Consider the following 12,859-nt stretch of genomic DNA (forward strand, 5'->3'; position numbering starts at 1 on the left):
TCAAGCCCTTCCGCGCAGGCTCATCAGCAGCACGACCGCGATAATGCACACCGTGCCGCCCCACTGCCATAAACCAAACGGTTCGTGCAGCCAGACGACCGTCGTCAATACAGCCGCGAGCGGTTCCAGACTGCCGAGCACGATGGTCTCCTGCGGAGGCAGATTGCGCAGGCTCTCGATGTAGAACCAGAAAGCCAGCGTCGTCCCGAAGATCAGCACAAAGGCCAGATATCCGTATCCCGTCGCATCCAGCGTCGGCCATGGGAAACTCCACGGTGGACGAACCGCGGCAAGCGTCAGACCGCCTACCGTCATCGCCCAGCCGACCACGACGAGCGAGTCGTATTTTCGCAGCAAAGGGACGGCGGCTAACGTATAGAAGGCAGCGGCTACCGCCGATAGCAAGCCCCAGATGACCGCGGGCGTCGGCACGGATAATGAGGACAGCGAACCGTTGGTCAGCAGCATGAAGCAGCCGATCAGGGCAAGAGCCGCTGTGGTCATTTCGAGCCGGGTCGGTGCTTTGCGTTGTCTCATTAAAAAGTAAAGCAGCGTGACGACTGGAGCGAGATACTGGAGCAGCGTCGCCACGGCCGCGTTGCCGTAGCTGATCGACGCAATAAACGTATATTGCACGGCGAGCATCCCGGCCAATCCGTAGAGTAGCAGCAGCGGCGCGATTCGGCGATCTTTCCAGACTCCGAAAATCTGGCGGCGATCCTTCAGCACGAATTGCAGCAAAAGCAGCAGCGGACCCGCGACTAACAATCGAACCGTAACCAACCAGGCCGGATCGGCGCCGTAATGGTGCATGAGCTTCTGAGATACCGTCCCGCCAACGCCCCATAGTATAGCGCCTACGATGACAAAAAATAATCCGGTTTTCCGATTTTTCGGTCGATCAGCTGTAGTGTCCGGTGACATTACGGCTTTTTGACGCGTTTGCGATTCTATTGGATTTTCCATGCTGCGTTTTCTCCTTAATGATGTCGTGATAGGATGATTATAGTGGGCAGAAGGCTTCGAAAATACGCAAATATGAGCTAAAAATATCGGGATATTGAGGTGAGTCATGCAAATACGGGATTTTCCGATCGAAAGCGAAAGCCTGCGCGAACTGACCGCTCACCGTACCGCGATGCTGCCGGTGGCCTGCTATCGTTCGCGAATCGATCGACATGTACACGGACGCATTCCGCTGCATTGGCATGACGAGGTTCAATGGACGCAGGTCGAGCAGGGAGAAGGTATTTTTCGTGTAAACGATGAAGAACTGACGCTGCGAGCGGGTGACGGTTTATTTATCAACAGCGGTTGCCTGCATGGGGCGGAGGATCGGAATCATTCGGGCTGCGTGTATGTCTCGCTGAATGCCGCGCCGGATTTTCTGCTGCCGCGCGAGCTGCGTGAAGCGTATCTGTTGCCTTATCTGGGGACGGCGGGCATGCCTTATTTGCGCTTTGACGGAAGCACGCGCAGAGGGCAGAGTTTGCAGCAGGGAATCGGCGAGGTGCAGCGGTTATTGGCGGAAAAGCCTCCTTTTTACGAACCGGAGATTGCTATGTTGTTGACCCGTTTGTGGCACGGTGTGATCGCCGGAGGACCTGAGCCCCGTCCGGATGAGGAACGCGGACAGCGCAGCCGCAGGGTCAAAGAGATGCTGAATTGGATTCACGCGCACTATGCGGAACCGATTCGTCTGGAGGAGATTGCGCAGGCGGGCGGTTTGAGTCGCTCGGAATGCTGTCGATACTTCAATAGATACCTCGGCGGTACGCCGCTAGGGTATGTGACGGAGTATCGGATTCGGCAGGCGATGGATTTGCTCAGGGGAGACTTGAACGTAACGGAGACGGGGTATCGGGTGGGGTTTGTCAGCACGAGTCATTTTATTGAGAAGTTTCGGTTGAAGACGGGAATGACTCCATTGGCGTACAAGAAAAAGGAGGCGAATAAAGCGTGACATCGATCATCAAAGTGAACGGGGCGGCGAGAGAAGATTTTCTTGCATTGCTTCCGGATGAGGTGTGGGTAGGATGTCGCTATGGTACGGAAGGCCTGGCGGGAACCGTGAATCGGGAAGAATTTCTTGCGTTAAAAAAGCTCAAGCCTAAGGCTAAATGGATCTTGGCATTCGATGAATCGGAGACGACGCATGAGGAGCGGCTGCGACTGCTGAATGAGTTGGCGCCGGACTATTATGAATATACGCCACCTGATCCACTGAAAAAAGCCGAATTCGCCGCCTGTATGGAGCGACTTGCGGAGATCCAAGTACCGAAGATCGCAGGGCCTTTTCCCGTGCTGAAGGACGATATGTCGATGATCCGCGAGCGTGAGCCGTTTGCCGAGATGATGCGGCGAGGCACGATGTATTTTCGATTCGACGTGGAGTCGGCAGTGAACGCGAACTTCCGCCTATCTGCCGCACAGCGGCGCAAGCTGGACGAATTTTGGGCGGAGTTTCCGGCTTTGGTGAACGATTCGTTTGATCGGTTGGACAATTATCCGCTGCACAATCAGCATGGCTATGATGTGGATGCGATCGTGCCCGGAACGGATAAATCGGCTCGGAGCTGGAACGCGATGACGTCGGGGAAGATTGTTCGGTTGGTGAAGACGCTAGTAGCTTGACCAAGTTAAATGTAAGGTTGGTCAAGCCACTAGGATAGACGGATAAGAAGGCGCTGAGCTTAATCGCCCAACACCTCTTCCATCTTTTTCAGCTTGCGATACACGACTGACCGGTCCACGCCCAGACGTTTGGCGACTTCTGCCGCATTCCCGCCGCACTCGGCCAGCATTTGCTTGATGTAGCGTCCTTCCGCAATAGCGGCGAAGTCTTTTAATGAATTGGCACGCTCGCGATTGCGGGAGATGAAATGATCGAGCGCAAAAGCATCGTTCAACCCTTCCTCGCCGCTTCGTTCGTCGCTTTGCACCCTGCCCGTGATGACCAGCCGCTCGATATAATTGCGCAGCTCGCGTGCATTGCCGTGCCAGGGCTGATCAAGGATGCGCTGGAACTCGTCTGCGCCCAGCATATACCGTTTGCCGTAGGCCGAATTGAAGTGCGCGATAAAGTTCGACGTCAGTCCGACAAGGTCCGGTTTGCGGCTGCGCAGCGGAGGGATATGGATCGGAATCACGTTGATCCGGTAATACAGATCTTCGCGGAACTGTCCTTGCTGCACCATGCTCCACAGATCGCGGTTGGTGGCGCAAATGACCCGGCAATGAACGGGAATCGGCTCTGTGCCGCCGATTCGGCGCAGCTCGCTGCTTTCGAGGACATGCAGCAGTTTGGCTTGCATATCGAGCGGCATTTCCGCGATCTCGTCGAGGAAAAGCACGCCGCCCGCTGCCAGCTCGACCAGTCCTTTTTTGCCGTCCGTATTCTCGACTGTCTGCGGCTCGCGTCCGAATAATTCGTATTCGAACGAATCCACCGGGATCGCGGCGCAGTTGACCGGAATGAACGGGCCGTTCCATCTTGAGCTTTTGCGGTGAATGTATTTGGCGATGATTTCTTTGCCCGTACCGGACTCCCCGAGGATCAGCACTTTGCTGTCGTAGGAGGCGATCTGGTTGCAGACCTGAATGATTTGCTTCATAGCCAAGCTTTCGGCGATGATGCCGGAAGTCGTGTCCGGATCTAGGCGAACAGCGCCGCGTCGCGGCTTGGCGTTGGGTGAAGGCGGCGTTTCTCCCCGCACGGCTTCGCCGGGGTAACTGTTGGAACTGGTGACGACGAGCTGCACCTCGCCGTCCTGGTTCAGAATCGGGGTGGCGGTGGACATCACGTTGAAGCCTTGAACCGTGCGAATGACCATCGAGACTTTCTTTTTGGCCGCGATTGCCTTCATGGTGACGGAATCGCTATAATATCCGGCGTTCACCAGATCCTGCACATTATATTTCAAAAGCTCTTCGAGCGGAATGCCGATCGTGAGCGCCGTGAATTCATTGGAAATGAGGATATTGCCCCGCGCGTCAGTGACAAAAAGCGTGCCGGGCGACTGACCGTCGATCAGGCCCGCATATTCGTTCGCAAGGCCGTCTTGGCTGCGGTTCATACAGGATCACCTCGAAATGATCCGTTGACTACGTCCGATAGACGGTCAACGGAATAGGATGGCAAGCAGGCAAATAGAGTAGATTATACGTATCATAACCGAATCGCTTGAATAAAGAGTGCTTTTTAACGGCAATTAGCCAAAAAGCAAAACGGGGCGACTTCCCGAAAGAAGTCGTCCCGTTCAGGAAATGCGAGAGTACGCGAGAGTTGGACTCCAACTACAAGCGTTAAGCCTGTACAGCCGCTCTCGGCGTAAGGCTCAGCGCACCCAGACGATCCAGATGCTGCTGCGCGTCGGCGAACATGCCGGTGATCATTTCTTCGACGCTGGTCAGTTCGTTGCACAGTCCGGCGATTTGTCCCGCCATGACCGAACCGCGATCCGTATCGCCTTCGAATACGGCACGGCGCAGGGAACCGAGGCTGATTTTTTCCAACTCTTCGCGCGAAGCGTGTTCGTTCTCCAGCTTGAGGAATTCGGCGATCATGCTGTTTTTGATACTGCGAACCGGGCCGCCGATGCTGCGTCCGGTCACCGTTGTGCTGGTATCGTCGGCGTCCAGCACGGCTTGTTTGAAATTCTCGTGGGTTGGGCATTCGAAGGTAGTGAGGAAGCGGGTTCCGACTTGCACGCCTTGCGCACCCAATGCGAAGGCCGCCGCAATACCGCGACCGTCTGCCACGCCGCCAGCGGCAACGACCGGAATCGATACGGCGCTTACGACCTGCGGAACCAGCGCCATGGTTGTGGTTTCGCCGACGTGTCCGCCTGCTTCAGTGCCTTCGGCGACCACGGCGTCCACGCCGAGAGCTTCCATCTTTTTGGCGATCTTCACGGACGGGATCACGGCGATAACGGTCAAGCCGTTTTCTTTGAGAATCGGCATGTACGGAGCAGGCGTGCCCGCGCCCGTGGTCACGATCTTCACGCCTTCTTCCAAAATGACGCCGATCAGCTCGGGGATGTTCGGCATCATCAGCATGAGGTTGACGGCAAAAGGTTTGTCCGTAGCGGCTTTGACCTTGCGGATCTCTTCGCGCAGTACGTCCGCGCTCATGCCGCCGGAGCCGATAATGCCAAGACCGCCTGCGTTCGATACGGCGCTGACCAGCGGTTCGCGTGCGATCTGCGCCATGGCGCCTTGGAAGATCGGATATTGGATGCCGAGCAGTTCAGTGATAGTCATGAGTAATTCCCCCAATTAAGTAAATGAAATTTTGAAATAGGAATGAAGCGTGTGGCGTTCGAACCGGGAGAACTCCCAGGCTTCGAACGCCATGATTCTTTTAGCATACCGATAGAAGGTCGTACGGCGCGAGGATCAAAGTCACGCTGCGCGAGTCGGAGTGACCGGAGTCGCAGCCGTCTTTTTCTCCATCGCCTTGAAGACGAAGGTCAACGCGAATCCGACCAGAGCGATAACAAGTGCAATATAGAAAGCATTGGTGAACGCGCCGCCATTTGCCGCCGCGACCGAACCCGCGATACGAGGGCCGAAGAAAGCCGCGCCGGAGTAGCCGATGAAGGTCACGCCGTAGTTGACGCCGTAATATTTCATGCCGAACTTTTCGCCGACGATCGAAGGGAAGATGCCCATCGTGCCGCCGAAGCACAGTCCGATGCCGATGATCGCGACGGCGAAGCCGACAACGGAAGACGAGAGGGCGATCGTGAGCATCATGACCGCGATCACTAGATAGATAGCCATCAAGCATTTGGTACGTCCGATCCGGTCGGACACCGCGCCCCAGACGATCCGGCCCAGGCAGTTGCTGAGCGAGTACAGGCTGACGAACAAGGCGGCGCTGGCCGCGGTCAGACCGAACATCGTTTGACCGATGACCGAAGCGTTGGCGGTGACCATCATGCCGGACAAAGCGCCGATCAGGAACAGGCAGGCGATGACGTAAAAGATCGGTTTGCGAATGATTTCATGCCAGTTGAAGTTGATCCCGCCGTGCCGTCCGGCCGTAACCGGCGGCGTCCAGCCCAGCGGCGCGTAGCCGACGGGAGCGGCTTTGACCAGCAGGCCGCAGCCGAGGATGACAATCAGGAAAGCGACGCCGAGCATCATCATGGCCGATTGCACGCCGGAGCCTGTAATCAGCGCATTGGCGATCGGCGCGATCACGATCGTACCGCCGCCGTAGCCTGCGGTCACGAGACCGGCAGCCAGACCTCTTTTATCCGGGAACAGCTTAACGGTATTGCCGATGGTTGCCGAGTAGACGATCCCTTGGCCGATCCCGGTGATGACGCCGTACGTCAGGTAGAGCATCCATGGCGCGGTCGCGAGGCCGGATAAAATGAAGCCGATGCCGAACATCGCGCCCCCGAGGAAGATCGCGGTCCGCGCGCCCCCTTTATCGACGAGCTTGCCGCCGAGAATCATCGGAATCGGGGAGATCGCGCCGTTGATGGTGAAGGCCATCATGATCTGCGGCATGGTAGCGTCGAATACTTTGCTGAGCGGCATCGCGAATACGCTGAACGCGTAAATGGAGCCGACGCAGATATTGATCAGAACGGAGACGATCAGGATCGTCCAGCGGTTCAAGTTAGGTTGGGTCGATGAATTCATGGCTTATATTCTCCTTTAAAATGGGGGAATGAATGCGTTAGCCGATCTAACGGATCGCAACCGGCTCTTTGGACTGAACTTGTGCGGCTTTGCGTTCTGCGATGATGGATTTCAAGCTGCCCCAGGTCTCGCGGAACATGCCGGGGTCCATCGATTTCAGGTCTTTGGCGATAACCGGTGCGAATTCCATCTGATCCAGAATGTCGCGCTGCAAGTCGATGCCCGGTGCGATCTCGGTTAAGGTCATCACGCCTTCAACCAGTTCGAAAACGGCGCGTTCCGTCACATAGGTGACAGGTTGCCCGACTTTGGCCGCATACGATCCGCTGAACGTCACCTGTTGAACGTTTTTCAGGAACTTCTTCGCTTTGCCTTCTTTTACGATCTTGAGCTGTCCGTCTTCGACTTTCACTTCAAGGCCGCCTGCGGTAAAGGTTCCGGCGAACACCAGCTTTTTGGCCGCCTGCGAGATATTGATAAAGCCGCCGCAGCCTGCAACCCGCGTGCCGAATTTGCTGACATTCACGTTGCCGAACTGATCGGTCTGCGCCAAACCCAACACCGAGAGGTCGATGCCGCCGCCGTCGTAGAAGTCGAATTGCGAATCGTGGTCCACGATCGCTTCGGAGTTATAGGCGTGGCCGAAGTCTTTCAGTCCCGCCGGAACGCCGCCGATCGAACCGGCTTCCGTGGTCAGGATAAGTTGGTCGCTTACGCCTTCTTCGGCCGCGACTGTGGAGACGTTGACCGGGATGCCGACGCCAAGATTCAGCACGGTATTCGGAGCCAGTTCAGCGGCTGAGCGGCGGGAGATCACTTTGCGCTCATCAAGCGGAATGGTCTCAATATCTTCGAGCGGAACTTTGATCTGACCGGAAAAGGCCGGGTTGTACAAGGTGTTCTCCGTCTGGAAATGGTTCTCCGGCTTGGCGACGACCAGATGGTCGATCAGGATGCCGGGCACTTTGACGTCTTTCGGATTGAGCGTGCCGTTTTTGGCGACCGTCTCTACCTGGGCAATCACGATCCCGCCAGAGTTGCGCACGGCTTGGGCGATCGGCAGCACTTCCATATGCAGACCTTCTTTTTCCAGCGTCAGATTGCCGTTCTCGTCAGCGACGGTGCCGCGAATCAAAGCAACCTGAATCGGGAACGTCTTGTAGAACAACCATTCTTCGCCTTCCAGCTCGATGACCTTGACCAGGTCTTCTTTCGAAGACGGCGACATCCGGCCTCCTTCGAGGCGCGGATCGACGAAGGTCTCCAGTCCGACTTTGGTAATAACGCCCGGACGCTTGGCGGCAATCTCGCGGAATAGCTGCGTGATGACGCCTTGCGGAAGATTGTAAGCTTCGCACTTGTCTTCTTCGATCAGCTTCGCCATGCCCGGCGACGCAATCGCGATCCCGCCGATCCACCGCTTGATCAGTCCTTCATGTCCGAGGTGACTCATGCCTTTCTCGCGACGGTTACCGACGGCGCTAGCATGGATGACCGTCAGATTGCGCGGCGCGCCGCTCTGCATGAAGCGTTCCTCAATCGCGATCCCCATCTCTTCCGCCCAGCAGGAAAGCCCGAATCCACTTGCTGCTACCGTATCTCCGTCCTGAATCAATGCTGCTGCTTGCGACGTCGTAATCACTTTAGACATATTCAATCACTCCTTAATAAGAATGGAAAAATCATCGTTTTTTAAAATGTGAAAATATTCACTTTATCTGGCGAGTTGTTATGTGAACCCTTTCACTTGGAGAATAACGCGCAGAAAAATCATCGTCAATATCTTGTGATCCTTGCAAAAAACCACTCCCAAAGTGTAGCGAAAATGCGACTGGAAGAAGGGGTAGCCGAAGAGAAGCGATACTTTTTTCCAAAAGACCACGGATTAATCCAGGTTGGCAAGCAGTCGGACGCAGAAGTTCAACCTGTCGCAAAAAAGCAACATCTTTCACGAGAGAGGAGCGCTTTGAAGATCCATCTGGACTAAGCGAGAAAATGATCCGGTGCGGACTATACGAAATCTGAAATGGCGAAAAAGCGAGGTTACATCCGGTAGGATCGATAGAAGGATAAGGATGTGACGAAATCGTGAAGAGCGACAGATGGGCATTTTTGCAACAGAATTCGGAGTCGCAAAAAAGCGCATGAGCCCGTTAACGGACGCATGCGCATGCAGCTTGTCTGTTACATAAATTCGAAGAAATAGCGTACCGCGTGGAAAAAGACCGGAGCGGTGTAGGTAAGACTGTCGATCTGGCTGAGGTAACTCTTCTTGAGCGTCGCGGCTTTGTCTTCGTCGCCGACGAGCAGATCACGCTTCAATACGGAAACCGTCAGGCTGCCGAACAGACCCGCCAGAGCGAGCAATGCACCGAACCACGCGGCGGCGGTGGGGCTGAACGGCGTCAGATGCGGCGCCAGCGCCAGCGAAGCACCCATCGTCACGATGAACGCGCAGACAAAGCCTTCCCAGGTCAACTGCGGATTGGCGGTCGGCACGATCTTTCTTTTTCCGAAATAAAGCGAGACTAACGTATGTACGACATCGTTGATCTGGGTCAACACGACGAGAAACAGAACTAACCCGCCGCCGAACTCCGGGGTCGCGAACTGGAAATACGCCAAATGGCTGAGACCGAACACCATGAGCATCAGGCCCCATTGGGTGGAGCTGACGCTGCGCAGGAAGCCGAATGTTCCTTTCCCCAATAGACGCGGAATCGGCAGCACCAAGAATACATAGAGCGGAATGAACACGATGAACATGCCGTACCAACCCGTGTAGATCCAGTAGAACTGCACCGGAATCGCGAGGTACGCCCAGAGGAAAAGCCGTCGATCCGCTTTGCGCGTGCCCCGGATCATGGAGAAATATTCCTGAAGCGCGAAGAAGCAGAGCAGCATCAAGGAAACGAGCGAGACGGCAGGCGTGAATAAGGTAGCGAGGCAGAAAATGAAGAACATGCCCCACCAGGTTTTCATGCGCGTTCCGATCGAGGAATAGTCTTTGCCCGGCTGCTTGCGGCTGACGAACACATACACCAGATTCGCGGCAACCAGCACGGCAAGAACGATCAACAACACGATATATGAACTGAACAAATCATCACCAACTTAAGGGTAAAATAGCAGTCGTAACCGCTTGACTATGCTATCATAAGGGAATCATTCAAAAAGGCGCAACAGGAAACTTGGCCCGGCGCATGGATCGTTCGTAACGTTGAAGCGGAAGCGATCCATGCACCTGAACAAAAAGGCCCGATTTCGTCAGCCCTGCGCCCAGGCGGAAGGGGAAATTGACAATGACGGATCAACGGTCCGTGTACATTCTACTGACCAATACCGGCACGCTGTTCACCCGCATGATCCGGGTCTACACGCGCGCGCCTTACAATCATGCCTCGATCTCGTTCAACCGCGAGCTGACGGAGCTGTACAGTTTCGGGCGCAAAAATCCGTACAATCCGATCGACGGCGGCTTCGTGCGCGAAGACATTCGGACAGGCACATTCAGCCGCTATCCGAACACGACCTGCGTGATCTACAAGCTTGAGGTGAGCGAGCGCGAAGAGACGAAGATGCGGCGGGTGCTGAACGTCTTTATCCGCAGCCGGGAAAAGTATCTGTATAATCTGCTCGGCATCGTCGGCGTGGCGTTCAAGGAACCGGTAGAGTTCAGCAACTCGTATTTCTGTTCCCAGTTCGTGGCCGAGATTCTGCATCGATCGGGTATCAAGATCTGGAACAAGCTGCCCGCGCTCGTAACACCGGACGATTTCCGTCAAAGCGAGCGCATGATGCTGGTCTACGAGGGGCGGCTGAGCGAGTATGAGCATGCCGCTTCCCCGGAAGAGCTGACCGTCGAAGGCGCCAAGTTGGAATAGTACCTTATCAACGCTAAAAGTAAGGTTATGCCCGCCGGAAACCCACCTAAAGCGTGTGGGTTTCCAGCGAACATAATCCTATGATTAAGAGTTGATAAGGTACTAGATTATCGTTGAAAAAGGAGAGAGTCGATTGAAAATCGGAAGAAACGACCCGTGCTTCTGCGGTTCGGGCAAAAAGTACAAGAAGTGCTGCATTGATCGAGATATCGCCTTCGCAGATTCCGTGAAGTTTGCAGAACGCAAAAAGACAGACCCCGCCTTCACGCCGCGAAGCTACTATATCAACCGCGTCACGACATTGAACGATCGTCTGCAAAACGAAGCACGCTCCGAAGAACTCGATACGCAGCTGATGGAACTCGCCGGAGACACCCTGGACGATCTGGACGGCGCACGCCTGCATGCTTTCACCCGCTACGGCGAAGGTTTCTTGCCCACAGAGCGCCGCCTGCTTCAAGCCCTAGCCAACCGACTCTGGGGAGCCCTCGTCTTCGGCGAATTCCAGGAACAAGAAATCCTGCGCCCGTTGATGGCTTTCGCCGCATCGACGCTGGCCGAAGGCATTAGCGAAGCCGCGCCAATCTCTGGAGCCATACTGACGACGGACGAAGACGGAAATCTGTTGAATGCGTCCCTGAAGCCTGCTGCTGAAGGCGAAGAACTAGAAGTGTTCGAGTTGGATATAGAGATCGAAGGCGTTGAACTTTAAAATCAGAAGCATTTAAGCGGAGGGAGAAATTCAGCGAGAGACGCCTTTGAGCCGGGAAAGCTGCAAGCTTTCTCGACGAAACAACGTCTCGAACGAATTTCTCTCGCAGCGCCCAAGCTTCCCCAACGAATAGGATTTTAACGATCTGACAACCCAGCCGCCTTACAGGCGGCTTTTTGCTGTCCAGATTTTTTCCGAATCCTCGCATAACCAATCTTCAAGATTTCCGTCTGTAATCATGAAGGGAACGCAATCCCGGAAAGGAGCCTCACATTGAACAGTCCATCCAGCTCAACGAGCGAATCGCAAGACGAGAAAATCATCGATCTATTCTGGAACCGCAGCGAATCGGCGATCAGCGAGGCCGCGAGCGAATACGGTCGTTACTGTTATTCCATTTCCTATCATATTCTGCGCAGCACGGAGGACGCCGAAGAATGCGTCAACGATACGTGGCTGCGCACCTGGAACGCTATTCCGCCGCAGCGTCCCGGCAAGTTGTCGTTTTTCGTTGGTCGCATCGTGCGCAATCTGTCGCTCGATAAATTCCGCAGCAAAAAAGCCAAACGGCGCGGCGGCGAAATGTCGCCTATTCTCGAAGAATTGAGCGAAGCGATTCCCGGCGGACCGGATACGGAAAGTCTGGTGCTGGATCGGGAACTCGGACGCGCGATTAACGACTTTTTGCGTACATTGCCCGAGAACGCCTGCAATCTCTTTTTGGCCCGCTACTGGCATAGCATGCCGCTGACGGAAATCGCGTCGAAGTTCGGCGTGAAGGAGAACAATATCAAAGCCAGCCTGTTTCGCACTCGGGGCAAACTGAAAGAGTATCTGGAGAAAGAAGGGATGCAGCCGTGAACAATGAAGAACGATTGTACCGGGCGATTGGCGAAGCTGACGATGAGCTGTTGGAGAGAATGGAGCAAGCGATGGCGGCAGGCAAGGCGAGTCATTCCGATCTAAAAAAACGACGGCGGATCTGGCAAGCGAGCGTAGCATCGCTGCTTGTAGCGGCGGCCGCATTGCTGCTCATTTTCAACGACAGCTTGTTCAACCGCGATGGTAATGTGACCTATACGGCATCCGGGCCGGTCGTCGACCGGGCAATCGGAAATGAGCCTTCAAGCAGTGTGGTTACTCCGGGCAACGGTCAAATCGTATATTTCGATTCGGTTCGTCGCGCATTCGAGACGAACAAGGATTCCAGAACGAAGTATTTTGTCGCAATCGATCTGTTCGCGGACGACATGCCGCTTAATGTAGGCAGCTTCGATACGCATCGCGAGTTGAAGCGGCTTCAAGAGCTGGGATTGCAGGTGGGTTATGCCGAGTCGTGGACGTATCAAGGCGAAGGCGTACAGGTTGATTATTTGTATGCAGCAGGCCTATTAACGGCGGAGCAGCTGAAGAACTTCCCGGCTTCGTCCGAATACGGCTACGCGTTCCGCTTCGCGACCAACGCTGACGGAACTCCCGTACCGACAGAGAACTTTGTTGAATCCGGTTCCCAAACGAAAATGAAATAAAATGTTGTCGCCAGAATAACCGAAGCGGAAAATCTCCGTCTTGTAGGGCAGAACGTCAAAAACAAACCCATTCA

The 12,859-nt window shown here is 55.1% G+C and carries 12 protein-coding genes; 6 read left to right on the forward strand and 6 right to left on the reverse strand.

The features are described from left to right. The gene (locus tag SACSAC_RS11515; RefSeq protein ID WP_037292681.1) at positions 1-924 is read right to left on the reverse strand and encodes a DMT family transporter; all 924 of its coding nucleotides are present in this window, start codon (positions 922-924) and stop codon (positions 1-3) included. A gap of 148 nt (positions 925-1,072) precedes the next feature. Between SACSAC_RS11515 and SACSAC_RS11520 the strand changes: the two genes are divergently transcribed. Further along, positions 1,073-1,963, forward strand: a complete 891-nt coding sequence (locus SACSAC_RS11520; protein ID WP_037286446.1) for a helix-turn-helix transcriptional regulator — start codon at positions 1,073-1,075, stop codon at positions 1,961-1,963. Continuing rightward, positions 1,960-2,634 (forward strand): hypothetical protein, encoded by a 675-nt coding sequence (locus SACSAC_RS11525; RefSeq protein ID WP_037286448.1) that lies wholly within the window; start codon positions 1,960-1,962, stop codon positions 2,632-2,634. The genes SACSAC_RS11520 and SACSAC_RS11525 overlap by 4 nt, the downstream gene beginning before the upstream one ends. A 59-nt stretch (positions 2,635-2,693) precedes the next feature. Here SACSAC_RS11525 and SACSAC_RS11530 read toward each other — a convergent pair whose 3' ends face one another. The 5 genes from SACSAC_RS11530 to SACSAC_RS11550 all read right to left on the reverse strand — a co-directional run bounded on the left by SACSAC_RS11530 (position 2,694) and on the right by SACSAC_RS11550 (position 9,642). Then, the gene (locus tag SACSAC_RS11530) at positions 2,694-4,076 is read right to left on the reverse strand and encodes a sigma-54 interaction domain-containing protein (protein WP_037286449.1); all 1,383 of its coding nucleotides are present in this window, start codon (positions 4,074-4,076) and stop codon (positions 2,694-2,696) included. Positions 4,077-4,305: 229 nt separating this feature from the next. Further along, positions 4,306-5,265: a DUF561 domain-containing protein gene (locus tag SACSAC_RS11535; RefSeq protein WP_037286451.1), complete on the reverse strand. Its 960-nt coding sequence runs from the start codon at positions 5,263-5,265 to the stop codon at positions 4,306-4,308. A 141-nt stretch (positions 5,266-5,406) separates the two neighbouring features. Further along, positions 5,407-6,660, reverse strand: coding sequence for an L-lactate MFS transporter (locus SACSAC_RS11540; protein ID WP_037286453.1), 1,254 nt, complete (start codon positions 6,658-6,660; stop codon positions 5,407-5,409). 46 nt (positions 6,661-6,706) lie between these two features. After that, positions 6,707-8,311, reverse strand: coding sequence for an acyl CoA:acetate/3-ketoacid CoA transferase (locus tag SACSAC_RS11545; RefSeq protein ID WP_037286455.1), 1,605 nt, complete (start codon positions 8,309-8,311; stop codon positions 6,707-6,709). Positions 8,312-8,844: 533 nt separating this feature from the next. Beyond that, a complete protein-coding gene (locus SACSAC_RS11550; RefSeq protein ID WP_425414835.1) occupies positions 8,845-9,642 on the reverse strand; it encodes a phosphatidate cytidylyltransferase in 798 nt (265 codons plus the stop codon). Positions 9,643-9,962: 320 nt separating this feature from the next. Between SACSAC_RS11550 and SACSAC_RS11555 the strand changes: the two genes are divergently transcribed. From SACSAC_RS11555 to SACSAC_RS11570, 4 genes are all read left to right on the forward strand, one after another. After that, positions 9,963-10,544, forward strand: a complete 582-nt coding sequence (locus SACSAC_RS11555; RefSeq protein WP_051507051.1) for a hypothetical protein — start codon at positions 9,963-9,965, stop codon at positions 10,542-10,544. A gap of 133 nt (positions 10,545-10,677) precedes the next feature. Beyond that, on the forward strand, positions 10,678-11,256 hold the full coding sequence (locus SACSAC_RS28425) for a YecA family protein (RefSeq protein WP_037286458.1): 579 nt from the start codon (positions 10,678-10,680) through the stop codon (positions 11,254-11,256). Positions 11,257-11,529: 273 nt separating this feature from the next. Continuing rightward, positions 11,530-12,117: an RNA polymerase sigma factor gene (locus SACSAC_RS11565; protein WP_037286460.1), complete on the forward strand. Its 588-nt coding sequence runs from the start codon at positions 11,530-11,532 to the stop codon at positions 12,115-12,117. Further along, positions 12,114-12,785, forward strand: a complete 672-nt coding sequence (locus SACSAC_RS11570; RefSeq protein ID WP_037286462.1) for a hypothetical protein — start codon at positions 12,114-12,116, stop codon at positions 12,783-12,785. Before SACSAC_RS11565 ends, SACSAC_RS11570 begins: the two co-directional genes overlap by 4 nt. Positions 12,786-12,859 lie beyond the last annotated feature (74 nt).

The sequence above is a fragment of the Saccharibacillus sacchari DSM 19268 genome (genome assembly GCF_000585395.1).
GTDB lineage: Bacteria > Bacillota > Bacilli > Paenibacillales > Paenibacillaceae > Saccharibacillus > Saccharibacillus sacchari.